The organism is Nonomuraea aurantiaca (genome assembly GCF_020215705.1).
Taxonomy (GTDB): domain Bacteria; phylum Actinomycetota; class Actinomycetes; order Streptosporangiales; family Streptosporangiaceae; genus Nonomuraea; species Nonomuraea aurantiaca.
Genome location: NZ_JAIWNB010000012.1, coordinates 1 through 25,146 on the forward strand (window position 1 = coordinate 1; position 25,146 = coordinate 25,146).

Consider the following 25,146-nt stretch of genomic DNA (forward strand, 5'->3'; position numbering starts at 1 on the left):
ACTTGCATCGACTGGAGATTGGGCTTCAGGCAATCCAGCTTTCGCCATATCACGCGGGTCCCCCCGGCACCCCGCCCCTGACCACTGGGCCCGGTCGCCAGGTTTCCTGACATGCTGTTGTCCCCTTCACCTTTCGGATCCAGGTCAGTCATTCGACCCAGGAACCTCCCTCCAAGTCCCTCCCGGCTCTGCCGGGGATGCAACAGAGCGCCTCGCGGCGCACGGGGATCTTTCGACGATCCAGCGGCGCGGAAGAACCTGGAAGCCGACCTGGCCAGCGGCCTTGGTGACCTTCAGGGTGAGGCCGAGGAATCTGCCCACCCAGGCGACCAGCATCCCGGCATAGGCGCTGTCGGCCCAGACCAGGGACAGCTGCGGGTGCAGGCCGCTTACCGCTATTGGGTGCTCCACCAGTACCGGGGCCCTAGCAGATCCAGGAAGCTGCGAACGGAATGGGCAGTGGACTTGCCGTGATAGCCGAGAGTGTCCATGTGATGGCCTCATGTGAGGCGAAGCACCCGGCAGTCGCTTCTGCGCGGGATTATGCCGGCGATGGTGCGGCGTCCCCGTCGTCGTCCGGCTGGCTGAGGGCTTCCTCGCCGGGGCGGACGAGGCCGCTCTCGTAGGCGATGTGCACCAGTTGGGCGCGGTCACGGGCGTCGAGCTTGGTCAGCAGGCGGCTGACGTACGTGCGGGTCGTCGCGGGGCTGAGGAAGAGCCGCGCCGAGATTTCGGCGTTCGACCGGCCCGCCGCGATCTCGGCGAGCAGCTCGCGCTCCCGCCCGGTCAGCCCGGCGAGCAGGCGTTCGCCGGCGGGGCGGTGCCGTACCGCGACGGCCGCGAGCACGCGCCGGGTGACGGCGGGCGACAGCAGCGCGTCGCCCGCAGCGACGGTGCGCACGGCGGCGCGCAGCTCGTCGGGCGCGGTGTTCTTCAGCAGGAACCCCGACGCCCCCGCCCGGATGGCGTCGAACAGGTGCTCGTCGGTGTCGAACGTGGTGAGCACGACCACCCGCACGTCGCGCAGCCGCGCGTCGGCGACGATCCGCCGCGTCGCCTCGATGCCGTCGAGGCCGGGCATGCGGATGTCCATGAGCACGACGTCCGGCCGTTCCGCGACCGCGAGCGCGTATCCCGCCGCGCCGTCGGGCGCCTCCCCGGCGACGGTGATGTCGTCCGCGCGTTCGAGCAGCGCGCGCAGCCCGGCGCGCATCAGCTCCTGGTCGTCGACCAGCGCGACGCGGATCACCGCCGCGCCACCAGCGGCAGCGACGCCTCGACGCGGAACCCGGCGCCGGGCCGCGAGGTCACAACCACCCGGCCGCCGAGCAGCGCGGCGCGCTCCCGCATCCCCGTGAGGCCCCGCCCGGCGGGCCCGGCGGTGAGGTCGGCGCCGCGGCCGTCGTCGGAGACGGTGACGCGGAGCCGGTCGCGTTCGTAACGCAGCCGTAACTCGGCCCTGCTCGCTCCGGCGTGCCGCAGGCAGTTGGTCAGCGCCTCCTGCACGATGCGGCAGGCGGCGCCGTCGACGACCGCGGGCAGCGGCGCCGGCTCCCCCTCAGTGGCCAGTTCGACGGCGAGCCCGCCCGCGGTGGCCGCGGCCACCAGTGTGTCGAGGTGGCGCAGGCTGGCGGCCGGGGCGCGGCCCTCTCCCCCGCCCTGGTCTCTGAGCAGGCCGAGGGTGCCGCGCAGTTCGCCGATGGCGTCGTCGCCAGCGCGCCTGATGACGGCGAGCGCGGAGCGCGCCGCCTCGGGGTCGCCGTCGAGCGCCTCGCGGGCCACGTCGGCCTGCACGGAGATCACGGCGATGGTGTGGCCGAGCACGTCGTGCAGGTCCCTGGCGATGCGCAGCCGTTCCTCCTGCACGCGCCGGCCCGCCTCGCGCTCGCGCTCGGCGGCGGCGAGGTCCGCGCTGCGGCGCTGCTCGGCGCGCAGCAGCCGGGTGGCCCGTACGGCGGCGCCGAGCGCGATGGCGGCCACCATGAGGCCCAGGGTGGACGCCAGCTCGAACCCCAGCAGGTATCCGGGGTCCTCACCGTCGCGGAGCCGGAACGTGGTGCTCACCACCACCAGGGCGGCCGCCACGGCGGAGGCGACCATGAGCCTGCCCGCCTCGGCGGCGGAGTAGAGCGCCGCCGCGACGGGCAGGGCCAGGCCGATCGGCGGGTAGCCTGCCGCGTAGTAGGCGAGCAGGCCGGTGGCCGTGGCCACGAGCGCCAGCACGGGGAAGCGGCGCCGCACGAGCATGAGCGCGCCGAGACCGGCCACGAAGGCGTAGGCCGCCGCGTCGGGAGCGCGGTGGCCGCCGAGGTCCATCGTGACGGCGACGGCGACGACGGCCGACACGGCGACGCCCAGCGCCGCGTCCCCGGCGACCTCGCGATTCCCCTCGATCACGAACCCGAGGATAGCCAGCACGGCCGGTGGGCCGCAGTCGCCGGATGTTGACATCCGCTGTCGCCCCCTGCCGATGACGCGCCGCCTCCCGCCGGGCCTAACGTGCGGCGGCATGAGAACGCTGGGAGTCGCCATCCTCGGGCTCTTCGCCGGTCTGGCAGCGGGATTTCTGCTGTTCAGCGAGGTGCTGGGCAGGATCGTCGCAGGTAACGGGCCGGTGGGGCCGCCGTGGACGTTCGTCATCGGGTTCGGCCCGCAGGTGCTGGCCGTCGTGGGCGCGGTGGTCGCCGTCGTGATCGACAACGCGCGGAGGGGGAGGTCGTGAACGTGTCGAGGCGGCGGCTGCTGCGGGCCGCCGCGGAAGGGCTGGTGCTCGTCCCGCTCGCCGGGTGCTCCCCGGGCGACGGCCACGGAACGCCGGGCCGCGGGGGCGCGAACGTGGAGACGGAATCCAGCGCGGGCGCGCTGGTGCGCAGTACGGCCCGGCTGCCCGCGCCGTTCACCGTGCCGCTGCCGATCCCCCCTGTGCTACGGCCCGCGCGCACGGACGGCGACGCGGACGTGTACGAGATCACGCAGCGCGTCGGCGAGGCGGAGCTGCTGCCCGGACTGCGGACCCAGGTGTGGGGGTACGACGGGATCTTCCCCGGGCCGACGATCGTGTCGCGGCGCGGGCGCACCACGATCGTGCGGCACCGCAACGAGCTGCCCGCCCCCGTGGTCGTGCATCTGCACGGCGGGAGGACTCCGGCCGAACACGACGGGTATCCCACGGACCTGGTCGCGCCCGGAACGGCGCGCGAGTACGTGTATCCGCTGGACCAGCCCGCGGCCACCCTGTGGTATCACGACCATCGGATGGAGTTCACCGGGCCGCAGGTCTATCGGGGCCTCGCGGGGTTCCACCTGGTGCGTGACGACGAGGAGGACGCGCTCCCGCTGCCGAAAGGCGACAGGGACGTCCCCCTCATAATCGCCGACCGGTCTTTCGCCGAGGACGGCTCGCTGCTCTACCCGGACGTGCACAGCGACTACATCAGCGGCGTGCTCGGCGACTGCGTACTGGTGAACGGCGCGCCGTGGCCGGTCATGGAGGTCGCCGCGGCACGCTACCGGTTCCGGTTGCTGAACGCCTCCAACGCGCGCCGCTACCGGCTCGCGCTCGATCCGCCGCCGCCTTCCGGGCCCGCGTTCGTCCAGGTCGGCAGCGACCTCGGACTGCTCGGAGCGCCGGTCGGGCACCAGGAGCTGCAGATCGCGCAGGCGAAGCGGTTCGACGTGGTGGTGGACTTCTCCCGGTATCCGCTCGGGCAGCGGGTGACGCTGGTCAACCGGCTCGGCGAGAACGGCACGGCGAACGTCATGCGGTTCGTGGTGGCGCGCAGGGCGGCCGACGACAGCCGCGTGCCGTCCCGGCTGGCCGGTTTCGAGCCGCTGTCGCCGTCGGCCGCGGTGGTCGAGCGCACCTTCACCTTCGAGCGGGGCGGCGCGGAACGGCACGGCATGCCGGTGTGGACGGTCAACGGCCGGCCGTTCACCCCGGACCACATCGCGGCCGAGCCCGCGCTCGGCACGGTCGAACGGTGGACGCTGCGCGCGCAGAACGTGCCGCACCCCGTCCACATCCATCTCGCGCCGTTCCAGGTGCTGGCGGGTGGCCGCTTCGCATCCGGCTGGAAGGACACCGTGGACCTGGCGAGCGGCGACCAGGCGGAGGTGCTGCTCAGGTTCGACGGCTACCGGGGCACATACGTCTTCCACTGCCACAACCTGGAGCACGAGGACATGATGATGATGGCCAACTTCCGGGTCCGCTGAGGCCCGTACGGCCCGCCCCTCGCGGCGGTCAGGAGGCGGCGGAATCGAGGTGGGAGAAGGCGGAGCGGGCGGACAGGAGGCTGTGGCGGAGCGCGCGTTCGAGCCGGTCGGCGTCGTGGGTGAGGCGGGCGAGCTCGGGCGCGGACAGCGCGTCGGCGCCCGACTCGGCGAGGAGCTCCTCGTAGCGGGGCAGCAGGGCGCCCAGCTCGTCGAGCCGGCACCGATGCCGGCGTGGCGTCCGGTATGCGCTGCCGCGGTCAGCGCAGCTTGAGCGTGGCAGCGGCGTGCTCGATCCAGGCGGCGAGGAACCGCTCCGACGCGAGGTCACCGGGAGTGTGGCCGATCATGGCCCGCAGCACCGGATAGTAGGTCAGGGACGCCAGGAGCACGGCCGCGGTCGCCTCCGGATCTTCGACGTCGACAGTGCCCAGCGCCTTTTGCGCGATGATCCAGTCGGCCCCTTGGGCGCAGACGTCCGCCAGCACCCCTTGCCACATTCGCTCGAAGAGATCGGGAAATTCGTCGGACTCCCGCATCATGATGCGGATCAGATCGCGGTCGCTCTCCAGCACTTCCCACACGACCCTCGCCATGCGCTCCAGCGTCGCCCGCCCGTCCTCGTCCGCCGGCCGCGCGGCCGTGGCGGCGGTGGCACGCTGCCCGATGATCTCGAGATTCCGCCGCACCGCCTCCTCCAGCAGCATGCCGGAATGCCGATCCCCTCATCGTTACGACTCCTACCAGGCACTGTAACCGCGCCATCGCGCGAGCGGTGGCACAGGTGTCGCGGTGTGCGGTGTAACGGCTCAGACCGACAGGCGTTGAAGTCCGTCCCGTGCGCTCCGGCGAAGGAGACGTGCAGGCAGTCGGACTGGGCGTCGATCACGAGTCGGGCAGTTGGCGCAGCAGCGCCCCGCAAGATCGTCTCTTTGGAAGCGTACGGGCGGAGCCCGTTCCGTTGTGAACTGTGGAGATACGAATTAAAATCCGATAGCCTTTACATTGTAGATTTCGATAGGCGCATCAAAAGGTAGGTCCTGACGACCGTTCTGCTGGTGCCGCCCTCGGGGCGTGGCGGGCTTGCCCGACTTCGGGCCGGTCTTGTTGGCTTCCGTCCTTGCCGCGATGTTGTCGATCACGATGCTGGCCCGGTTACCCTGGCGCCGTCGTCCGAAGCGGAGATCGACAGATCCCTTAGCTTTACCGGAAGCGGCGAAGTCTCTGGTGCACCGTGGATACCGGAATGCCCGTGGCCCGCGAAATGGATCCGCGCGACGCCCCTTCCTCGACCAAGCGCCATGCCACGGAAGCCCACCCGGGCAGGTTCTCGGTAGAGGACAATTCCTGTTCGACCTGGCCGGAGCGGTCGTCATCGTCGCCGGCATCACCCTGATGGCGCAGGCGGCCGGCCTGGCCTGACCCGAGCAGATCACGCGCCGGCCTCCGGTCGGCCAGAATGATCTCCACGGGGGCACGAGGGATCTCCGTGTCCCCGTGGCCATCATTTTGACAAAGGGGCCGACAAATGCGTCAGTTACCGATCCGTCTGCTCGCGGCAGGCGCCGCGCTCACCGCGGCCGTCACGGGGGCGGCCGTCCTCATGCCGGTGCCACCGGCCGCGGCGTCCCGCGTGGAGGCGACCTGCGCCAACACCACCGGCGACGCCGCCACGCTGCAGGCCGCGATCGACTCGTCCAAGGAGGGCGACGAGATCGTCATCAAGGGCCCGTGCCTCATCAACGCCACCATCAGCCTGCTCGACCGGCGCACGTATCGGGGCGACGCCAAGGCCGGGGCGGTGCTCAGGCAGGCCGACGGCGCCAACCTGCCCGCCCTGCTCGCCTCCGAGGGCTGGCTGAAGAACACCGAGTTCAGCGGCGACACCGTCCGCCTCGAGAAACTCACCATCGACGGCAACCGGGACAACAACACCGGCACCGTGGGCCTGCTGCTCCGCTCCTGGAACACCCGCGTGTACGACGTCGACATCTTCGGCACGCCCTCCGACGGCATCCGCATCAGCAATCCGTCGCAGAACGGCACGCCGCTGCGGAACACCATGGTCAACAGCGTCATCAGCGACGTCTACATCGAAGGCGCCGCCGAGGCCGGCCTGCGCATTGTCGACCCCGGCAACTCCGTCACCGACTGGACCTTCCAGCGCTCCTGGATCGGTTTCAGCGGCACGCACGCCATCCAGAGCGACAACGCCGCCGGATGGACGTTCAGCGACCTGCACCTGTACGCCACCCCCAAGAACGCCATCGACGCCCACCGCTGCTTCGGCACCTCGATCCACAACAACTACATCGAGGACTTCGGCGCCGAGAGCACCGCGAACCAGACCTACTACGGCATCCGCTGCGACCTGCAGGGCGAGGCCGCCACCACGATCACGGCCAACCGCATCCACAAGTTCCTGCCGCCGCCGAACGCACTGGCCGAACTCCGCGAGGCGCGCCGACGGGGCGCGGCGCCGCCCGAGCGCAAGCACGCCGTCTCCGGGCCGCTCCCGCCGGACGTGACCTTCGTCTACCTGGCGCTGGACGCCGTCAACTACGGCGTCGGGCACGCCGCCGTCAACGGCAACACCATCCTCGGCCACGGCACCAAGCGCGAGACCGGGATGCTGCTGACCAACGGCGACGGGGAGTCGATGTCCGTCGCCTCCAGCGGCAACCTGATCGACGACATCAGGGTCCCGCGCAAGATCGGCCCCAAGGTGCGCGTCACCAGGGGCTACTGACCGGCCTCGCGGGCGGCCGCGGTCACCTCGCGGCCGTCTGTCCGGGCCGATCGCACAACCGGCAACGATAGGTAGGTGCCTACGCCCCGACCCCGCTGAGGGGGTCTGCGCTCCCGGCGAGGTCGGAACGGAGGGGATCTGCGGGGCGTGAGCCGTGGCCTGGCCACGACCGTTGATCAGCGCCCAGCGCCTGGACCATCTGTTCGCCACCCCGGCCACCGGCACGCTGGCCCGCTGCGTCTACGACCACACCCCGCGCACCAGCCACCTCACCGACCACGCCGCCCTGCTGGCCACCTTCATCCTGGGCGCCCCCGCGTGAGCTCCCCTGCCGTGCACTGCTTCAGCTACCTGGCCGCCACCCACACCCTGCACGTGGACAACTACCCGAAGATCAACTACGGGGTCGAGGTCCACGCCACCGACCGATTCATGGCCGGCGACGGGCCGCTCATCAGCAGTCGAGCCCGAACGATCCCGACGCCGATGATGATGTGACCGGTTGACGCCGCGATCGATGCCGCGCTTGACGCGTGACCGGCACCGTCGCCTCAGGCCCGCGCCGGACGGCTGCGACACAAGAGGAGCCGGGTTGATGGGTTTGAGCCTTCTCCAGCGGTCTAACGCGATGCGGCGCCGATGACCGTGTCGAGCATGGTGCGGGATGTCTGCAGTTCCCGGATCGTAAGGGTGATCCGTTCTCTTTCCCGCTCCAGTTGGGCGACCAGGTCTGGGCAGGTGGGCACGAGGCGGTCGTCGTCCGCGCGTACGCAGGGCAGGACCTGAGCGATCAAGGTGGTCGTGAGTCCTGCTGCAAGCAGGCAGCGAATACGACGCACCGTTTCCACGTCCGCCTCGCTGAAGACCCGGTAGCCGCTCGGCAACCGCTGCGGCGCCAGGAGTCCTTGCTGCTCGTAGTAGCGCAGCAGCCGCTCATGAACGCCCGTACGCCGGACCATCTCCTTCATGTGCATCTGGCCCGCCTCCCACTCGGAGCGATTTGACTCTGACATTGATGTCGGAGTTTAGCGTGACCGGCATGAGCACTAATCACTCACTCCCCAAGCCCTACCTCGACGTCGTCGTGCAGGGCAGCGGCCCTGCGCTGCTGCTCGCCCACGGCGCCGGCGGCGGGATCGAAGGAAATTTCGGTCTCGTCCTCGACGACCTGGCACGTGACCACACCCTCATCGGCCCGCACTACCCGGGGGCCGGCGGCTCTCCCGTCGCCACCGAACCGCTGCAACTGGACGAGCTCGCCGACCAACTGGTCGACTCCGCCGTCGCGGCAGGGCACGAGTCGTTCGCCATGCTGGGCGAGTCGCTCGGCACCGCCGTGGCCGTCCGGGCTGCCACCCGGCACCCCGGACGGGTCACGGCGCTCGTACTCACCGCCGGCTTCGCTGTCGCCGACCCGGTCCTGGCGTTGGCCGCCCAGCTCATCAAGACCCTGGCACGGGCAGGAGCGTGGAGCGACGTGGCCCGTCTCGCCTGCCTGTCGTGCATGTCACCGGCCCAGCTAGCCGAGATCACCCCGGCCGACCTCGACGCCCTGGTGGCCCAGGTCCAGGCCGGGATACCGCCGGGGATGCTTGATCACTTCGACCTGGTGTCCCGGGTGGACGTCCGAGAAGACCTCGGACAGCTGACCGTCCCGACGCTGGTGGTGGCGCCGACCGGCGACCGCTTGGTCCTCCCGGACAGCTCCTACCGCCTGGCCGCCGGTATTCCGGGCGCCAAGCTGATCGAACTGTCCGGTGGCGCCCACATCTTGAACGAGGCCGACCGCATGACCTGGCTGCGGCACACTCGAGAGTTCCTCAGCACCGTCCCCTCGCAGTCGGCGTGACGGCTCTTTCCGGCACAGAACAGGTCGGCACTCCCGTCGTGTCTTCCGCGCGGCGGCGCGCCGGCCTGGCCGTGCTCGCGATCACCACGTTCGTCGTCGTCACGACCGAGGTGCTGCCGGTCGGTATGCTGCCCTTGATCAGCCACGACCTGGGCGTCGCACGTTCACGCGTGGGGCTGCTGATCACCGTCTACGCCTTCACCGTTGGACTGACAGCGGCCCCGTTCACGGCCTGGACATCACGGTGGCCGCGCAAGCGTCTGTTCACCGTGGTGTGCGCGCTGTTCTCCCTGGGCACAGTGCTCTCCGGGCTCGCGGTGAACTACCCGATGCTGGCGGTCGCACGTTTCCTATGCGGCACCGCGCACGGAGTCTTCTGGTCGATCGTCGCCGGATACGCCGTTGCGCTCGCCGAACCTGGACGCACCGGACGTGCAACCTCGATCGTCTTCGCGGGAAACTCGGCGGCCCTTGTCCTCGGCGTGCCCCTGGGTACCGCCCTCGGCGGGGTCACGGGGTGGCGTACGGCCTTCTGTGCCGTGGCAGCCGTCGGCCTCGCCACCCTCGTCGTGGCGCTGCTCGTCCTTCCGCACACCCCCGGCAGTGCCGCACAGAGGTTGGCCGACCTGCCCCGGGTACTGCGCCTTCCCGGTCTGCGGCCCATAGTGGCAGCGACCGCGTTGCTTGTCCTGGGGCACTTCACCCTCTACACCTACGTGACTCCCCTGCTGCACGACGTCGGCTCCTTCGATGACGCCGCGGTGAGCACACTGCTGTCGCTGTACGGCCTGGCCGGCTTCGGCGGCACGTGGCTCAGCGGGATGCTGGTGGACCGGAGGCCACGGCTGGTCATGTTCGGTACCGTCGGGTTGATGGCCACCGCGCTGGTCGCGTTCGGCGCGGGCATACACGTACATCCCATCGCCGTGATAGCCGTGGCCATGTGGGGTGCCGCCTTCGCCGCATTGCCGGTGATCCTGCAGACAGCCGTCCTCCGGCAGGCTGGCGCCGTCCCCGACGCAGCGTCTTCCTGGTACGTTGCCGCGTTCAACGTGGGTATCGGCGCCGGTGCCCTGAACGGGGGCCTGCTGGGCACCACGACTGTGGCAGTACTGCCGTGGGCGGCCTTGATAGTGATGATCCCAGCCACCGTCCTCATCCGCAGAGCAGGGGGCGCCCTCTCTCGTCGATGAAACGGGCCCCTACTGGCCGGGTAGACCCACGGCGAGCTGACCGGCGACGCATACCCAGGCAGGCCCAGGACCACCTGGGTCTGCCTGGGTAAATCCCAGGTGAAGAAGGAACGGCCACCGCTGTGATCATTCAGGTGTGATGGATCGGAAGCGATGTCCCTGTGGGGTGGGCTGACCTTGCAGCGGGCGGTGGCCGCCTCCCGAGTGAATCAAGCCGACGTCGCTTACGAGCATCTGTCTCGAGCCCGCGAGATGGCGGCGCGGGTTGGCGAGGGGCGCAACGACTACAACACCGAGTTCGGACCGGCCAACGTCGCGCTGCATGAGGTGGCAGTGGCGGTGGAAGTGGGCGACGCCGGTCACGCGCTGCGCGTCGGAGCCGCAGTAGACGCCTCGACGCTGTCGGCAGAGCGGCGGGCGCGACTGGCCATAGACCTGGCACGGGCGCACGCGCAACGTCGTCAGGTCGATGAAGCGGTAGCCCAGATCCTTGAGGCCGAGGCCATCACTCCCGAACAGATCCGTAACCACCGGATCGTGCGGCAACTCGCCTCCGACCTGCTGTCGATGCAGGATCCGGCCTCGACTGAGCTGCGGGAACTGGCAGACCGAGTGGGGGCCTAGAAAACACCGCTGCGGCGGGTAGCAAATCTACGAACGTCCAAGGCGTGGGATCTGGGCAGCGTCTGGCTCTACGACGCTCCTTGGAGACCACGACCGTGGACTACACAATCGCGAGTTCGCACCTGCTGTCCGTCTCGGGTCGGCCACGGTCAACAAGAGCCGTGCAGGCGAAGCCTGCCTGGGTAGGGCGTCCGAGCGAAGCGAGGCCCTACAGGGGTCGGGGCTTTGGCCCGACTGGAAGCAGCGCCTGAGCCCCAAGGCGCGAAGCGCCCACCAGCGAAGCCCGTTGTGCGCCGAAGGCGCCCCCAGAAGAGCGCCCGGAGCGAAGCGGATGTCTTTGGGCGGGCATCACAAGGCGCAGGTCAGCGGGCCAGGTCGCGGCTGATCACCAGGCGTTGGATCTGGTTCGTGCCCTCAAAAATCTGCATGATCTTGGCCTCGCGCATGTACCGCTCCACCCTGAACTCACGCGTGTACCCGTACCCCCCGAACACCTGCACCGCGTCCGTGGTGACCTTCATCGCGGCGTCCGTGGCCACCAGCTTGGCGACGCTGGCCTGACGCCCGTACGGACGGCCGGCGTCGCGGCGGCGGGCGGCGTCCAGATACGTGGCGCGGGCGCAGTCCACGGCCGCGGCCATGTCCGCGAGCAGGAAGCCCAGGCCCTGGTGGTCGATGATCTTGCGGCCGAACGTCTGGCGTTCCTTGGCGTAGGCGACCGAAGCGTCCAGCGCGGCCTGGGCGAGGCCGGTCGCGCAGGCGGCGATGCCGAGGCGGCCGGAATCGAGGGCGCTGAAGGCGATGGGCAGGCCCTGGCCCTCCTCGCCGAGCAGGCGGTCGGTCTCGATGACGGCGCCGTCCCAGTGCGCGCTGGTGGTGGGGATGGCGTGCAGGCCCATCTTCTCCTCCGGGCGGCCGAAGGTCAGGCCGTCGGCCGCGCCGGGGGCCAGGAAGCAGGAGATGCCGCGGCTGCCCTGTCCCGTGCGGGCGAACAGGGCGTAGAAGTCGGCCTTGCCGCCGTGGGTGATCCACGCCTTGTTGCCGGTGATGCGGTAGCCGTTCTCGACCTTCTCCGCCTTGCAGGTGAGGGCGGCGGCGTCGGAGCCCGCCTGGGGTTCGGACAGGCTGTAGCCGCCGACGAGCCGGCCCGCCAGCATGTCGGGCAGCCAGCGGTCGCGCTGCTCGGGCGTGCCGTAGGTGGCCACGGGGAAGCAGGCGAGAGTGTGCACGCTGGTGGCCACCGCTACGGCGGCCCAGCGGGCCGCCAGTTCCTCCAGCACCTGCAAGTAGACCTCGTACGGCTGGCCGCCGCCGCCGAACTCCTCCGGGTACGGCAGGCCGAGCAGTCCGGCGGCGCCCAGCGTGGCGAACAGGCCCTCCGGATAGGTCTCGGCGCGCTCATGCTCATCGACCCGGCTCGCCAGCTCCTTGTCGGCGATCTCCCGGGTGAGGGCGATGAGGTCCTCGGCATCCTGGGTGGGCAGCAGGCGGTCGACGGTCACGTTCTCTCCAGAGGGCTGGGCAGCAGGCGGTCGACGGTCACGTTCTCTCCAGAGAGCGGGGTCCGGCGGGCTCGCTCAGCTGCGCGAGGGCGGTCCTGGCGCGATCGCGGAAATCCGCGACCCGCGCGAGCTTGATGTCCTCATACCCGCGAACCGCCTCCGGCAGCGCCGCGATCGCGGCCACGGCGTCGGCGGTCGCCGGGCTCAGCCGGGCGAGAGCGTCACGCATCAGGTCACGGTACTCGGTGATGATCGCCCGCTCGACGCGGCGTACTCCGGCATACCCGAACACGTCGAACGGCGTACCCCGCAGGAACCTGGCGGCGCGCAGCACGCGGAAGACGACGTTCGCCGAGCGGCGCAGCCTGATCTTGCGCTTCATGCCCAGCGCCCGCAGCAGCGGCGGGTGCAGCAGCACCGACACGGTGGCGTCCGCGCCGAACTCCCGCTCCCGCCTGGCCCGCTCGGCCGGGTCCAGGTGCAGCCGGGCGACCTCGTACTCGTCCTTGTAGGCCATGAGCTTGTGCAGCCCCTTGGCGTAGGCGAGGGCGATCGGCGCGGCGGCCTCCTCCCCCGCGCGGTCGGCGGCGAGCGCGGCCACGCGGCGCACGTCCTCGGCGTACCGGGCGGCGTAGGCCGCGTCGCGGTAGCCGGTCAGGTCGGCGATCCGCGTGGCCAGGGCCTGCTCGAAGGTCTCGGCCCGCGGAGCGGGGGTCTCCACGGCGGCCAGCACCGCCTGGCGGTCGGCGACGGCGGCCCGGCCCCAGCGGAACGCCGCGAGGTTCTGCTCGGCCGCGGCCCCGTTGAGCCGGATGGCCCGCTCGACGGCCTCGGCGGACACCGGCAGGCAGCCGTGCTGGTACGCGGCGCCGAGGAGCAGCATGTTGGCCGGCATGTGGTCGCCGAACAGCGCCTCGGCGAGCCCGTGAGCGTCGAGGTAGAGGTTGTCGGCGCTCCGGGTGGCCGACTCGACGCGGGTGATCGCGTCGGCGGGCGAGTCCGGTACGGTGGCGCGGCCGGTCACCATGGCGGCGGTCGGCACGACGGCGCTGCTCAGCACGGCGACGGTACGGTCCGGCGCGGCGACCGCCAGGTTCGCGTCGGCTGCCGCGCCGAGCAGGTCGAAGCCGATCAGCACGTCGGCGGTGCCGGGCGACGCCTTCGGGGAGCCGATGACCGGGTTCGGGGAGATGCGGACGTCGCTGACGACCGGGCCGCCCTTCTGTGCCAGGCCGGTCTGTTCGAGGCCGGCCGCGTGCAGGCCGTCGAGGTGGGCCGCCATCTGCAGGATCTGCGAGACCGTCACGACGCCCGTGCCACCGATGCCGGGCATCCGCACCAGCACCTCACGGCCCGGGAAGCGAATCACCGGCTCGGTGAGCTGCACCGGGAGCTCCGGGATCGGCCGTGCGCCCCGATCCAACGGCTGCGCCCGCTTGGTGCCCGGCTTGACCAGCAGGAACGACGGGCAGTCGCCCTTGAGGCAGCTCAGGTCGGAGTTGCAGGACGGCTGGTGGATCCGGGTCTTGCGACCGTACACGGTCTCGACGGGCTGCACCGACAGGCAGGTGGACACTTCCCCACAGTCGCCACAGCCCTCGCAGACCCGCTCGTTGACCACGACCTTCTCCACCGGGACGGGCAGTTTGCCGCGCTTGCGCAGGCGGCGTTCGTCGGCCGCGCACCGGTCGTCGTGGATGAGCACGCTCACCCCGTCGAGCTCGGCCAGCTCCTTCTCGGCCGCCGCCAGCCCGTCGCGGTGCCGTACCGTGGCGATCGGCGCGAGCCGGACACCCCGGTAGGTCTCCGGCTCGGGCGTGGTGATCACGATCCGGCGGACCCCCTCGGCGGCCAGCGACCGCGTCAGCGCGGGCACGTCGAGCCGGCCCTCCGCGCGCTGGCCGCCCGTCATGGCGACGGCGTCGTTGTAGAGCAGCTTGTACGTGATCGGCACCCCGGCCGCGACGGCGGCCCGAACGGCCAGCGAGCCGGAGTGGTGGAAGGTGCCGTCGCCGAGGTTCTGCACGAAGTGCCGGTCATCGGTGAAGGGGGCAAGGCCGATCCACTGGGCGCCCTCGCCGCCCATCTGGGTGAGGCCGACCTGGTTGCCGCGTCCGGCACCGTCCAGGGCGATCATGGCGTGGCAGCCGATGCCGACGCCGACCAGCGTGCTGTCCGACGTGCGGGTGGAGGTGTTGTGGGGGCAGCCCGAGCAGAAGTACGGCGTGCGCGCGGCGACCACCGGCAGCAGGCGGCGCGGCTTCGGCTTCCTGGCGGGAGCCAGGTGGACAGTGGTCCGTGGCAGCGTGTCGGCGAAGGTGGCCAGCGCCTTGGCCACGTCCTCCGCGCCCAGCGTGCCGCGGGCGGTGAGCAGCTCGCGCCCGACGACGGCGGGAGTGCCGGGGGCGGTGAACAACTCGCGGTCCGCGACGGCAGAGGAGCCGGCGGGGGTGCGTGCGACGTCGTACAGCGCCTGCTTCAGCTGCCCCTCCAGGAACGGCACCTTGTCCTCCACCACGAGCACCCGGTCCAGGTCCGCGGTCATGGCGACCAGGTCGGCGGGCGCCAGCGGGTACGGCATGCCGAGCCGGATCAGCCGCAGCCCCAGGTCCTCGATCGCGGCCTCGTCCATCCCGAGGTCGGCCAGCGCCCGGCGCACCACCGCGAAGGACGCCCCCGAGGCGACGATGCCCAGGCGGGCGCGCGACGAGCCGGCCACCACCCGGTTCAGGCCGTGCGCGCGGGCGTAGTCGCGGGCCAGGTCGAGCCGCCGGGTCAGCATGTCGTGCTCGGCGTCCAGCGCGGCCGGACCGACCAGGGCGGCCGGCGTGGCCCGGCTCGGGTGGTCCGGGGCCGGAATGCCGTCACGCAGCGAGCCGAGATCGACGGTGGCCGACGCGTCCGCCAGGTCGGCGACGATCTTCAGGCCCGTCCACAGGCCGCTGACGCGCGAGAGGGCGACCGCGTGCAGCCCGAACTCGATGATCTCCGCCACCGAGCCCGGCGCCAGCAGCGGCACGCACAGGCTCTGGCACATCGGCTCGCACGAGCTGGGCACGGTCGAGGACTTGCTGCCGGGATCGTCGCCGATCCAGGCCACCGCGCCGCCGAGCGCGGCGGTGCCGGCCAGGTTGCCGTGCCGGATGGCGTCGGCGGCCCGGTCGAGGCCGGGGCTCTTGCCGTACCAGAAGCCGGTCACGCCGTCGTGCCGCCGGCCCGGCAGGCGCTCCAGGAGCTGGGTCCCCGCCACGGCGGTGGCGGCCAGCTCCTCGTTGAGCGCCGGCCGGACGACCACGCCGGCGGGGTCGAGCAGCCGGGCGGCCCGGCCCATCTCCAGGTCGACGCCGGCCAGCGGCGAGCCCGGGTAACCGGAGACGAACACGCGCGTGTCCAGCCCGCGCTCCTGGTCCAGGCGGCGCTGTTCGAGCGTCAGCCGGACGAGGGCCTGCAGGCCCGACATGAGCACGCGGCCGTCCGCAGCCGTGTACTTGTCGTCGAGGGTGACGCTCATCCGGGCCTCCCTGGGGTTCGTGGGGACCCCAGCACAGCAATGCAGGCGGGCATCGCGCAAGTATCGCCCAAGAAGACACGACAAAGACGCAAAACCTTTGCGGCCTCGGCCTCTTTCGCTAGGGTTCTTTCCACCAAAAGCCGAGGAGTGCCCACATGCCAGAAATAGATGACATTGATCATCGGGTGTTGCGTCTGCTGCGCGAGGACGGGCGCCGCACCTTCTCCGACATGGCGGGCACGATCGGCCTTTCCGTGGCCGCGGTCAAGCGCCGGGTGGACCGGCTCAAAGAGCTCGGCGTCATCACCGGTTTCAGCGTGCAGATCGACTACGCCAAGCTCGGATGGGGCATCGAGGCGTTCACCGAGCTGCGTTACGCGGGCACGACACCGGTGAGCGAGATCGTCCGCACGGCGACCGACGTGGCGGAGGTCGAGGCCGTTTTCACCATCGCCGGCGACCCCGACGCGCTGATCCACGTACGGGCCCGCGACCTCGGTCATCTCCAGCAGGTCATTGATCACCTGCGCCGCGCCGGGAACGTCACGGGCACCAAAACGCTGTTGGTGCTGGGCTCGTGGACCCGCGACGCACTGGCGCCGCGACCGCCCCGGATAGCGGGAATGAAATAGCTCGCTATGCAATTAGCCGAGCTTTCTTTGTCCTGGCTATCCACCGCCCCCGGGGGTGCGCCGGACAACGGGACCATACGCTACAGTACTCATTGTCTTCTCGCCTCTGAATTCGGAGCACCAGCATGGCCAAGCAAATTCAAGAGATCTTCCTTGACGACCTCGACGGATCCGCCTTGTCGTCCGAGAACACAATCAGGTTCGGCCTCGACGGCTTTGCCTACGAGATCGACCTGTCGGATAAGAACGAGGAGAAGTTGCGCAAAGCGCTTGCCCCGTTCCTGGTCAAGGCGCGTCAGGTCCGCAAGGAGCGCGGTGGCAAGGTCCGTCGCGGAGTCGGCTCGGCGCGCACGGTCAGCCGCGACAAGTCCACCGAAATTCGCCAGTGGGCGAAGCAGGCGGGACTACCCGTGAGCGAGCGCGGACGTATCGCCGCGACCATCGTGGAGCAGTACGAGGCGGCTCACTGAGATTGCCGCTCCGGCAATCACTACGGCGATAATGACCGGCACCTCCTGAATTCGAAATGCGCCCGCCCACCGGCCTTTGGCCGCCGCGACCGCGGGTGCGCGGCGGGAGGATGGCGATCAGAGTCGGCCGGCTGCCTTTAAGGCCGTACGGCCCGCCGGTCCAGGCGAGGGGACCGGTGGCGCAGCCGTTAGCCGACGTTGCCCAGACACTCCACGTGCGCTCCGAATGTCCGACCGCCTGACCACAACTCCTCAGGCGCGGGTCGACTCCCGCAGCACCAGGCTGCACGGCATCCGCCGTACCCCGCCCTGGTGCGGCACTCCGCCGATCACGTCCAGCAGATGCGTGGCGGCCGCGCGCCCGATCTCCCCGAGGTTCATGTCGACCGTGGTGAGCGGCGGCCGTGAGCCGAGCGCCATCGGCGCCCAGTTGTCGAAGCCCACGAGCGCCACGTCGTCGGGGATGCGCCGGCCGCGATCCCTGAGCGTCTCGGCGACCCCTCTGGCGATCTGGTCGCTGCCGCAGAACACCGCGTCGACGTCCGGCTGGGTGCGGAGCAGGATGTCGGCGCCCTGCCGCCCCCACTCCTCCGACCACTCCCCGAACAGCGTCTCGCCCGCCGCCGTCGCCCCCGCCTCCGCCAGCGCGTCGGCGAACCCCGCCGCGCGCGTCCGCGCGGCCAGGAACCGCTGCGGCCCGGTGATGTGGCCGACCCGCCGCCGCCCGGTGGCCAGCAGATGCCGTACGGCCAGGAGGCTACCGCCCAGGTCGTCGGGGATCACCGAGAAGTCGGCGGGTTCCGTGGACTGGGTCATGGCGTAGACGACCGGGACGGGCAGGCCGGTGCCGATGCTCGGCCGGGGCTCGGTACGCCGGCCGGTGACGATGATGCCCTCCACCCGCCTGGCCAGGAGGCGCTCGACGTAGTGCTGCTCCCTGATCGGGTCGTCGCGCGTGTCGCACATGAACACCGAGATCTGGCCGGCGCCCAGCGCATCCTCGGCGCCGAGCATGACCGGGATGCTGAAGCGCCCGAAGCTGTCGCACGTCACCAGGCCGACGGTGAAGGTACGGCCGTGCAGCAGGCCCTGGGCGAGCTTGTTCGGCCGGAACTCCAGACGCTCGGCGGCGGCGATCACCCGCGCCCTGGTCTCCTCGCGCAGCCGGCCCTGGCCGTTGAGCGCCTTGGACGCCGTGCCGATCGACACTCCGGCAGCCGCGGCGACCTCACGGATGGTCACGGCGCGCTGGGAAAATTCAGACAAACGGTTTCCCTCCCTCGACATCCTGGTCACGGTCCAACTGTTCAGAGGGTTGACCAGTGATGTGTAACACCTTACTGTTCGCCAAGGAAAGCCTATTCCCCATGTGCGAGGAGTTCGATGGACCAGGCCTGCGGCCCTGCCGTACCGACCGCAGCATCCAAGGCCGTGCAGCGGCCGCTGGGCATCCACGACGTCGTGATCACCGGTGGTCCGTTCGGGCGGTGGCAGAGCGTCAACCGCGCGGCGAGCATCCCGCTCGGGCTGGAGCAGATGGAAGAGGCGGGCAGCCTGCCCAACCTGCGGCTGGCCGGAGCCGGCGCGGCGGCCGAGGGCGAGTTCCGCGGGTACCGCTTCCAGGACTCCGACCTGTACAAGCAGCTTGAGGCCGTCGCCTGGGAGCACGCCAGGCGCCCGTCGGCGGAGTACCCGCAGTTCGTCGAGCAGGCGGCCCAGGTGCTCAAGCGCGCCCAGCGGCCCGACGGCTACCTCAACTCCCACTACCAGGTCGTCAAGCCGGACAAGATCTACGCCGAGCTCGAGTACAGCCACGAGATGTACTGCGCGGGCCACCTGTTCCAGGCCGCCGTGGCCGCCGCCCGCGCGGGAACCGGCGCGGAGCTGCTCGAGGTCGCCAGGAAGTTCGCCGACCACCTGGCGGAGGTCTTCCTGCGCGGTGGCAACGACGGCATCGACGGGCACGCCGAGGTCGAGACCGCGCTGGTGGAGCTCTACCGGGTCACCGGCGAGCGCTCCTACCTGGACCTGGCCGCGAAGCTGATCGACAACAGGGGCAAGGGGCTCATCCGCGACAGCGGGCTCGGCATCCTGTACGCCCAGGACCACCTGCCGGTCAGGGAGGCGGACACGGCGGTCGGGCACGCGGTGCGCCAGCTGTACCTGGAGGCGGGCATCGTCGACGTCTACCTGGAGACCGGCGACGAGTCGCTGCTGGAGTGCTCGGTCCGGCGCTGGGAGGACCTGGTCGCCACCAAGACCCACCTGACCGGGGGCATGGGCAGCCGCCACTCCGACGAGGCGTTCGGCGACCGCTGGGAGCTGCCGCCGGACCGCGCCTACAACGAGAGCTGCGCGGCCATCGCCAGCATCCACTGGAACTGGCGGCTGCTCCTGGCCACCGGCCACGGCCGCTACGCCGACCTGATCGAGCGCACGCTCTACAACGCCTTCGCCGCCTCGACCTCGGCGGACGGCATCCGCTTCTTCTATGTCAACCCGCTCCAGCGCAGGGACGACCACGTCGAAGGAGCCTACGCCGGTCGGCGGCGCGAGTGGTTCGCCTGCGCCTGCTGCCCGCCGAACATCATGCGGCTCGTCTCCTCCCTCGGCGGCTACGTCGCGACGTCCGCCGCGCGCACCCTGCTCGTCCACCAGTACATGCCGGGGACCGTCACCGACGGCGAACTCACGCTGGCCGTCGCCACCGACTATCCCTGGAACGGCCGCGTCACGTTCACCGTGGAGCGCGCCCCCGGCACCCCGTGGTCGCTGGCGCTGCGGGTGCCCGCGTGGAGCGCCTCCACCACGGTGACGGTCGGCGGCGAGTCGGCGGTGGCCGTACCGGACGAGCGCGGCTACGTCGTGCTGACCCGCGAGTGGCGGGCGGGCGACACCGTCGAGCTGGAGCTGGACATGGCGCCCCGGCTCGTCCACCCGCACCGCCGCGTCGACGCCGTCAGGGGATGCGTCGCCGTGGAGCGCGGCCCGCTCGTCTACTGCTTCGAGCAGGCCGACCAGTCCGAAGGCGTGGACCTTCCGGATCTGGCGCTGCCCGCGGGCGCCGAGCTCCGCGTCCTGGACAAGGACGACCTCAACGGCGTCGGGCGCACCGTCCTGATCGAGGCCGACGCCCAAGTCGCTACCCAGCCGGTGGGCGGCCTGCCGTACACCACCACACCCCCCGGGGAGCTCTCGACCGGCTCCCGCGTGACCGCCACGGCGATCCCCTACTACCAGTGGGACAACCGCGACGGCCGCGGGATGCGGGTCTGGATCCCCCTCGCGTAAAGGAATCACCCCCATGAATAGACGTGATCTCTTCAAGATCGGCGGTCTCGCGGCGCTCGGCGCGGCGGCGGCCGCGTGCGGGAGCGGCGGCGGCGGATCGAGCGGCGCCAAGCAGCTGCAGTTCATGTACTGGGGCTCCACCTTCGAGCAGAAGGCCGTGGAGAAGATGCTCAGGCAGTTCGAGCAGAAGAAGCCGGGCGTCAAGGTCAAGGCGCTGTTCACCCCGGACGAGTACGACGTCAAGCTCAACACCTTGGTCGCCAGCGGGCGCGTGCCGGACGTCGGCTATGTGCCGATGGCCATGTCCTTCCGCCTGGCCGAGCAGGGCAAGCTGGTCGACCTGTTCCCCTACTTGAAGAAGTATCCGCAGCTGGCCGGCTACCTGCCGGACGCCTACCTCTGGTACGGCCAGGACAAGCTGCACGGTGTGGCCACGGCCAACGAGGTCGAGCTGCTCTGGTACAGCAAGCAGGCCATCGCCGACGCCGGCATCACTCCCCCGCCGGCCGACGCCGCCTCCGCCTGGACGTGGGATGAGATGGTGCAGAACGCCTACAAACTCACCATCGACCAGAACGGCAAGCATCCCGACGAGTCAGGCTTCGACCCCAAGCAGATCAAGCAGTTCGGCATCTCCAGCAGCATCACCTACGGCGCGGCCTGGTACGGCTTCCTGCGCAGCAACGGCGGCGACTTCGCCGACGAGGCCGGCAAGCGATGCCTGCTCGACTCGCCCGAGGCGATCAAGGTGTTCCAGAACCTCCAGGACCTCATCTACAAGCACCGGGTGATGCCCGGCCCCGGCCAGCTCGCCGCCACCGGCGACGACGTGCCCGGCACGAACATCCTGCTCAAGACCAAGCGCGTGGCCATGGTGGTCGACGGCCACTGGTCGCTGCTCGACATGAACGAGAGCAAGACCGACTACGGCCTCGGTGTGCTGCCCAAATACGGGGAGCCGTTCACCGCCACCCAGGTGGCGGGCGCCTCGGCGGTGTTCGCCGGGACCAAGCATGTGGAGGAGGCCGTCGAGCTGTTCGCCTTCCACAACGACCCGCGCTACGTCGACCTGTACAAGCAGGGCCTGTGGATGCCGCAGGAGAAGAAGTACTACGAGGACCAGGCGTCCATCGACTCCTGGACGAAGAACGAGACGCACCCGCCGGAGTTCAGGACCGCGGTCGTCGACTTCGCGCGGGACCACGGCGTGCCGACCTTCGGCAACCGGATCAAGAACATGACGACGATCAGCTCCGATGTGCTCACTCCCGCCCTGCAGGAGATCGAGTCCGGCAAGCGGCCCGCGGCCGAGGTGCTCAAGGCCACCGCGCCCAAGATCACCGGGATGCTGCAGGGCTGGCAGCACACGCAGGCGCTCTGATGCGCAGGTTCGAGACGCGGTGGGGCATCCTCATGGCGTTGCCGGCCATCCTCGGGTTCGCCATCTTCACGATCGGCCCGATGGTCGCCTCGTTCTTCTTCAGCCTGACCGACTGGCAGATCGGCGGCAGCCCTTCGTTCGTCGGCCTGGACAACTACACCAGGATGGCCGACGACGAGCTGTTCTGGAAGTCGCTGAGCGCCACGACGTACTACACGCTCGGCGCGGTGCCGCTCACGCTGATCGTCAGCTTCGCGGTCGCCATGCTGCTCAACCAGAAGGCGCGCGGCCTGTCGCTCTGGCGGACGATCTTCTACCTGCCGACGCTGGTCCCGGCCATCGCCAACGTGGTGCTCTGGATCTGGATCTTCAATCCCGACTTCGGGCTGCTCAACTCGCTGCTGCGCCAGGCCGGGCTGCCGACCTCCCAGTGGGTCTACAGCGAGCAGATGGCGATCCCGTCGCTGATCATCATGAGCACCTGGGGCTTCGGCAACACCATGGTGATCTTCCTGGCCGGGCTGCAGGGCGTGCCGCGTCACCTGTACGAGGCGGTGTCGATCGACGGGGGCGGCCCGTTGCGCCGCTTCTGGCACGTGACGCTGCCGATGATGACGCCCACCATCTTCTACAACCTGGTGGTGGGCGTGGTCGGCACCTTCCAGGTGTTCAACCAGGCGTACGTGATGACCGAGGGCGGGCCCAACCACGCCACGCTCTTCTACGTCTACTACCTCTTCCGCAAGGCCTTCACCGAGAGCGAGATGGGCTACGCCAGCGCGCTCGCCTGGGTGCTTTTCATGATCATCATGGTGGTGACGTTCCTGATGTTCCGCAACGCCCGCCGCTGGGTCTACTACGAGATGGCAGGTGCCCGATGACCACGCTGGCGGCGCGGGAGAGGACCCGCGCGAAGGGCGTGGCGCCGACCCAGGGCCTGCGGCGGCCGCGCAGGTACGGCAGGGCGCTGCTGTACGTGGCGCTGGTCGCGGGCGCGATCCCGACGCTGCTGCCGTTCGTCTGGCTGGTGCGCAGCGCTCTGATGACCGACAGCCAGATGTTCGTCGCGCCGCCGGAGTGGATCCCGCGCCCGTTCCAGTGGTCGAACTTCGGCGAGGCGCTCACCGCCCAGCCGTTCGGCCTCTACCTGGTCAACACGGTGATCATCGCGGTCATCTGCGTGCTCGGCACGGTGTTCACCTGCTCGGTGGCCGCCTTCAGCTTCTCCCGGCTGCGGTGGAAGGGGCGCAACGTCGTCTTCGCGCTGCTGCTGACCGGCGTCATGCTGCCGTACGCGGTGACGATCATCCCGACCTTCGTCATGTGGCAGGAGCTGGGCGCGCTGAACACCTTCGTCCCGCTCACCGTGCCCGCCTGGTTCGCCGGGGCGGGCGGCGGGGTGTTCAACGTGTTCCTGCTGCGGCAGTTCTTCCTGACGATCCCCTTCGAGCTCGACGAGGCCGCCTACATCGACGGGGCGTCGCCGTGGCGGGTCTACTGGACGATCGTCATGCCGCTGTCCAAGCCGGCCATCATCGTGGTCACCATCTTCACCTTCATCGGCACCTGGAACGACTTCCTCGGCCCGCTGCTCTACCTGCAGGACGAGGAGAAGTACACGCTCTCGCTCGGGCTGGCCTCGTTCCAGAGCATCTTCATCACGCAGTGGGGCTACCTGATGGCGGCCTCGGCGGCCGTCATCGTCCCGATCGTGGCCCTGTTCTTCTTCCTCCAGCGCTACTTCATCGAGGGAGTCACGCTCACCGGCATCAAGAACTGACGTCAAGGAAATGAGAGGTGTCACATCATGAAGCGATTAACCGTCGCGCTCCTGTTGCTGAGCTCCTTGTTCGTCGGAGTGCAGCCCGCCCACGCCCTGTCGGCGGCCCAGGTCGTCGACATGTTCGGCAGAACGGTCAACACCTACGGCGTCAAGCTGGTCGACTGGGAGGGCTACCTGGCCAACCCGTACATCCAGCTGACCGTCAAACCCCCGCAGGACGCCCAGTTCCCCGTCACGATCGACCTCAAGGCCGAGGGCACCTCCCGGCTGATGATGGACCTGCCCAGCCAGCTGACCGCGACGGGCGCCACCAAGACGCTGACGTTCGCGAACGCGTCGGAGCAGAAGACGTTCAAGCTGGAGATCGCCTCCAAGCGCGGCGCGGGCCAGGACGAGCTGCACACGCTGCGGCTGGCGATCAGGGACGGCAGCGGCGCGACGTTCCAGCAGTCGATGCCGATCAGGGTCCAGCAGGACGAGAAGACCGCCCTGCAGCCGACGATCCCGATCACCTTCGACTACCGCTATGACACGGTCACCGGTTACTTCTCCGACCCGGCCTTCAGGACCGCCGCCGAGGAGGCCGTCAAGGACTGGTTCAGGTTCTTCGACGTGACGCCCTTCGACACGGTCGCGGCCGGGGCGGAGAACAACCACCTGCCGGGCAACGACTGGCAGAACGAGATCACGGTCACCAACAACGCCGCCTACAACGGCATGTACGTCTTCTTCCGTGGCATCCAGTCGCCCTACTCGACCGGCTACCCGGCCGCCAACGGCAAGTACTTCACCAGGAACGGCCAGCAGGTCGCGGGCCCGCTCCACCGCTCCACCGCGATGATCTTCGAGTACGACGAGGCGAACAAGCAGCTGTTCACCTCCCTGGCCGACGAGGACTGGTACAAGACCGACATCGCCGGCTCGGTGCTCGACGTGCACGGCCTGGTCATGCACGAGTACGGTCACGCCGTCGCCTACCACAGCGACTGGGCCGGGATGCGCTCCTACGTCAGCGGCGGCGGCAACGACCCGGACGTCGTCGACTACATGGGCTACGCCGTGCCGCTCGACAGCAGCTACCACATCCCCGGCGACCAGCGGAACTGGGACCGGCTGAGCGGGCAGAGCGGCGGCTGGACGCACTACTTCCCGACCCGCCGGTGGATGCTCACCAAGCTCGCCCTGCTGGTGGCCGAGAACGCGGGCTGGAAACTGAACCGCAACCTGACCCCGTTCCTCAAGCCCGCCATCACCACCAGCTCCCTGCCGCAGGCGACGCCCGGCCAGAGCTACACGCAGACGCTCGCCGCCAAGGGCGGGGTGCCGTTCTACGACTGGCAGGTGACGAGCGGCTCGCTGCCCGCCGGGCTCAGCCTCGACCGGTTCACCGGGACGATCAGCGGCACGCCCACCACGGCCGGGACCTCGACCTTCACCGTGCAGCTGCGTGACTACGACAGCAGGAGCACGCCGGTGACCAAGTCGTTCCAGCTCCAGGTCGGCGGCGGCGGCCCCACGCCGGTCAACCTGGCCACGAGCGCGACGCCGTCCGCGTCGTACACCTCGCCCTGGGAGAGCGTGGCGGCGCTCAACGACGGCATCGACCCGCCGAGCTCCAACGACACCGTCAACCGGCGCTGGGGCACCTGGCCCAACACCGGCGCGCAGTGGGCCGAGCTGACCTGGCCGGCCGCGCAGCCGATCCGGTCGGCGGACGTGTACTTCTTTGACGACAACGACGGCGTGCGCCTGCCGGCCTCGTGGAAGCTGCAGTACTGGAACGGCACCGCGTACACGGACATCCCGGGCACCTACCCGACCACGCTCAACGCCTACAACCACGTGACGTTCACCGGCGTGAACACCACCAAGCTCAGGGTCGCGCTCCAGAGCGGCCAGGCATCCGTCGGACTGCTGGAAGTGAAGGCATTCGCTTGAGAAGAAAGAGC

Annotated in this window: 25 protein-coding genes; 15 read left to right on the forward strand and 10 right to left on the reverse strand. The window is 70.0% G+C overall.

The window, feature by feature from the left end; all coding sequences use genetic code 11:
• Positions 1–541 precede the first annotated feature (541 nt).
• Both LDL49_RS26985 and LDL49_RS26990 read right to left on the reverse strand, forming a co-directional pair.
• Positions 542–1,249, reverse strand: coding sequence for a response regulator (locus tag LDL49_RS26985; protein WP_225294654.1), 708 nt, complete (start codon positions 1,247–1,249; stop codon positions 542–544).
• Positions 1,246–2,397, reverse strand: a complete 1,152-nt coding sequence (locus LDL49_RS26990; RefSeq protein WP_225294656.1) for a sensor histidine kinase — start codon at positions 2,395–2,397, stop codon at positions 1,246–1,248. The genes LDL49_RS26985 and LDL49_RS26990 overlap by 4 nt, the downstream gene beginning before the upstream one ends.
• A 112-nt stretch (positions 2,398–2,509) precedes the next feature.
• On the opposite strand from LDL49_RS26990, the gene LDL49_RS26995 reads away from it, so the two are divergent.
• Together LDL49_RS26995 and LDL49_RS27000 are read left to right on the forward strand one after the other, a co-directional pair.
• Positions 2,510–2,722 (forward strand): DUF5957 family protein, encoded by a 213-nt coding sequence (locus LDL49_RS26995; protein ID WP_225294659.1) that lies wholly within the window; start codon positions 2,510–2,512, stop codon positions 2,720–2,722.
• Complete coding sequence (locus LDL49_RS27000; RefSeq protein ID WP_225294661.1) at positions 2,719–4,215, forward strand: multicopper oxidase family protein; 1,497 nt, start codon at positions 2,719–2,721, stop codon at positions 4,213–4,215. Before LDL49_RS26995 ends, LDL49_RS27000 begins: the two co-directional genes overlap by 4 nt.
• A gap of 28 nt (positions 4,216–4,243) precedes the next feature.
• Here LDL49_RS27000 and LDL49_RS27005 read toward each other — a convergent pair whose 3' ends face one another.
• The 4 genes from LDL49_RS27005 to LDL49_RS27020 form a co-directional block, all read right to left on the reverse strand.
• Positions 4,244–4,543, reverse strand: coding sequence for a hypothetical protein (locus LDL49_RS27005; RefSeq protein ID WP_225294663.1), 300 nt, complete (start codon positions 4,541–4,543; stop codon positions 4,244–4,246).
• Positions 4,473–4,919, reverse strand: coding sequence for a TetR/AcrR family transcriptional regulator C-terminal domain-containing protein (locus LDL49_RS27010; RefSeq protein WP_225294665.1), 447 nt, complete (start codon positions 4,917–4,919; stop codon positions 4,473–4,475). The genes LDL49_RS27005 and LDL49_RS27010 overlap by 71 nt, the downstream gene beginning before the upstream one ends.
• 276 nt (positions 4,920–5,195) lie before the next feature.
• On the reverse strand, positions 5,196–5,354 hold the full coding sequence (locus LDL49_RS27015; protein WP_225294667.1) for a hypothetical protein: 159 nt from the start codon (positions 5,352–5,354) through the stop codon (positions 5,196–5,198).
• Between the two features lie 61 nt (positions 5,355–5,415).
• Entirely contained in the window at positions 5,416–5,682 is a 267-nt protein-coding gene (locus LDL49_RS27020) for a hypothetical protein (RefSeq protein ID WP_225294669.1), read from the reverse strand.
• 58 nt (positions 5,683–5,740) lie between these two features.
• On the opposite strand from LDL49_RS27020, the gene LDL49_RS27025 reads away from it, so the two are divergent.
• The 3 genes from LDL49_RS27025 to LDL49_RS27035 all read left to right on the forward strand — a co-directional run bounded on the left by LDL49_RS27025 (position 5,741) and on the right by LDL49_RS27035 (position 7,459).
• Positions 5,741–6,961 (forward strand): right-handed parallel beta-helix repeat-containing protein, encoded by a 1,221-nt coding sequence (locus LDL49_RS27025; RefSeq protein ID WP_225294670.1) that lies wholly within the window; start codon positions 5,741–5,743, stop codon positions 6,959–6,961.
• Between the two features lie 154 nt (positions 6,962–7,115).
• Positions 7,116–7,283: a hypothetical protein gene (locus tag LDL49_RS27030; RefSeq protein ID WP_225294672.1), complete on the forward strand. Its 168-nt coding sequence runs from the start codon at positions 7,116–7,118 to the stop codon at positions 7,281–7,283.
• The gene (locus tag LDL49_RS27035) at positions 7,280–7,459 is read left to right on the forward strand and encodes a hypothetical protein (protein WP_225294674.1); all 180 of its coding nucleotides are present in this window, start codon (positions 7,280–7,282) and stop codon (positions 7,457–7,459) included. The genes LDL49_RS27030 and LDL49_RS27035 overlap by 4 nt, the downstream gene beginning before the upstream one ends.
• A gap of 122 nt (positions 7,460–7,581) precedes the next feature.
• On the opposite strand, the gene LDL49_RS27040 is transcribed toward LDL49_RS27035, so the two are convergent.
• Entirely contained in the window at positions 7,582–7,974 is a 393-nt protein-coding gene (locus tag LDL49_RS27040) for a MerR family transcriptional regulator (protein WP_225294676.1), read from the reverse strand.
• 26 nt (positions 7,975–8,000) lie between these two features.
• On the opposite strand from LDL49_RS27040, the gene LDL49_RS27045 reads away from it, so the two are divergent.
• The 3 genes from LDL49_RS27045 to LDL49_RS27055 all read left to right on the forward strand — a co-directional run bounded on the left by LDL49_RS27045 (position 8,001) and on the right by LDL49_RS27055 (position 10,627).
• Positions 8,001–8,810 carry an alpha/beta fold hydrolase gene (locus tag LDL49_RS27045; RefSeq protein WP_225294677.1) on the forward strand — a complete coding sequence of 270 codons (810 nt, stop codon included), beginning with the start codon at positions 8,001–8,003 and terminating at the stop codon, positions 8,808–8,810.
• Between the two features lie 38 nt (positions 8,811–8,848).
• A complete protein-coding gene (locus LDL49_RS27050; RefSeq protein WP_225294679.1) occupies positions 8,849–10,003 on the forward strand; it encodes an MFS transporter in 1,155 nt (384 codons plus the stop codon).
• Positions 10,004–10,156: 153 nt separating this feature from the next.
• The gene (locus LDL49_RS27055; RefSeq protein ID WP_225294681.1) at positions 10,157–10,627 is read left to right on the forward strand and encodes a hypothetical protein; all 471 of its coding nucleotides are present in this window, start codon (positions 10,157–10,159) and stop codon (positions 10,625–10,627) included.
• Between the two features lie 362 nt (positions 10,628–10,989).
• On the opposite strand, the gene LDL49_RS27060 is transcribed toward LDL49_RS27055, so the two are convergent.
• Positions 10,990–12,129 (reverse strand): acyl-CoA dehydrogenase family protein, encoded by a 1,140-nt coding sequence (locus tag LDL49_RS27060; RefSeq protein ID WP_225294683.1) that lies wholly within the window; start codon positions 12,127–12,129, stop codon positions 10,990–10,992.
• Positions 12,130–12,166: 37 nt separating this feature from the next.
• Positions 12,167–15,700, reverse strand: a complete 3,534-nt coding sequence (locus LDL49_RS27065; protein WP_225294685.1) for an indolepyruvate ferredoxin oxidoreductase family protein — start codon at positions 15,698–15,700, stop codon at positions 12,167–12,169.
• A 95-nt stretch (positions 15,701–15,795) separates the two neighbouring features.
• On the opposite strand from LDL49_RS27065, the gene LDL49_RS27070 reads away from it, so the two are divergent.
• Both LDL49_RS27070 and LDL49_RS27075 read left to right on the forward strand, forming a co-directional pair.
• A complete protein-coding gene (locus tag LDL49_RS27070; RefSeq protein WP_225294688.1) occupies positions 15,796–16,272 on the forward strand; it encodes an Lrp/AsnC family transcriptional regulator in 477 nt (158 codons plus the stop codon).
• 125 nt (positions 16,273–16,397) lie between these two features.
• Entirely contained in the window at positions 16,398–16,742 is a 345-nt protein-coding gene (locus LDL49_RS27075) for a histone-like nucleoid-structuring protein Lsr2 (RefSeq protein WP_225294690.1), read from the forward strand.
• A gap of 252 nt (positions 16,743–16,994) precedes the next feature.
• On the opposite strand, the gene LDL49_RS27080 is transcribed toward LDL49_RS27075, so the two are convergent.
• Positions 16,995–18,008 carry a LacI family DNA-binding transcriptional regulator gene (locus LDL49_RS27080; protein ID WP_225294692.1) on the reverse strand — a complete coding sequence of 338 codons (1,014 nt, stop codon included), beginning with the start codon at positions 18,006–18,008 and terminating at the stop codon, positions 16,995–16,997.
• 117 nt (positions 18,009–18,125) lie between these two features.
• Here LDL49_RS27080 and LDL49_RS27085 point away from each other — a divergent pair, with 117 nt between their 5' ends.
• The 5 genes from LDL49_RS27085 to LDL49_RS27105 are packed head-to-tail and all read left to right on the forward strand — an operon-like array spanning position 18,126 to position 25,135.
• Positions 18,126–20,033, forward strand: a complete 1,908-nt coding sequence (locus LDL49_RS27085; protein WP_225294694.1) for a glycoside hydrolase family 127 protein — start codon at positions 18,126–18,128, stop codon at positions 20,031–20,033.
• A 13-nt stretch (positions 20,034–20,046) separates the two neighbouring features.
• Positions 20,047–21,414 carry an ABC transporter substrate-binding protein gene (locus tag LDL49_RS27090; protein WP_225294695.1) on the forward strand — a complete coding sequence of 456 codons (1,368 nt, stop codon included), beginning with the start codon at positions 20,047–20,049 and terminating at the stop codon, positions 21,412–21,414.
• Entirely contained in the window at positions 21,414–22,295 is an 882-nt protein-coding gene (locus LDL49_RS27095; RefSeq protein ID WP_225294697.1) for a carbohydrate ABC transporter permease, read from the forward strand. Before LDL49_RS27090 ends, LDL49_RS27095 begins: the two co-directional genes overlap by 1 nt.
• The gene (locus LDL49_RS27100; RefSeq protein WP_225294701.1) at positions 22,292–23,194 is read left to right on the forward strand and encodes a carbohydrate ABC transporter permease; all 903 of its coding nucleotides are present in this window, start codon (positions 22,292–22,294) and stop codon (positions 23,192–23,194) included. The genes LDL49_RS27095 and LDL49_RS27100 overlap by 4 nt, the downstream gene beginning before the upstream one ends.
• Positions 23,195–23,221: 27 nt before the next feature.
• Positions 23,222–25,135 carry an Ig domain-containing protein gene (locus tag LDL49_RS27105; RefSeq protein WP_225294702.1) on the forward strand — a complete coding sequence of 638 codons (1,914 nt, stop codon included), beginning with the start codon at positions 23,222–23,224 and terminating at the stop codon, positions 25,133–25,135.
• The last annotated feature ends 11 nt before the right edge of the window (positions 25,136–25,146 follow it).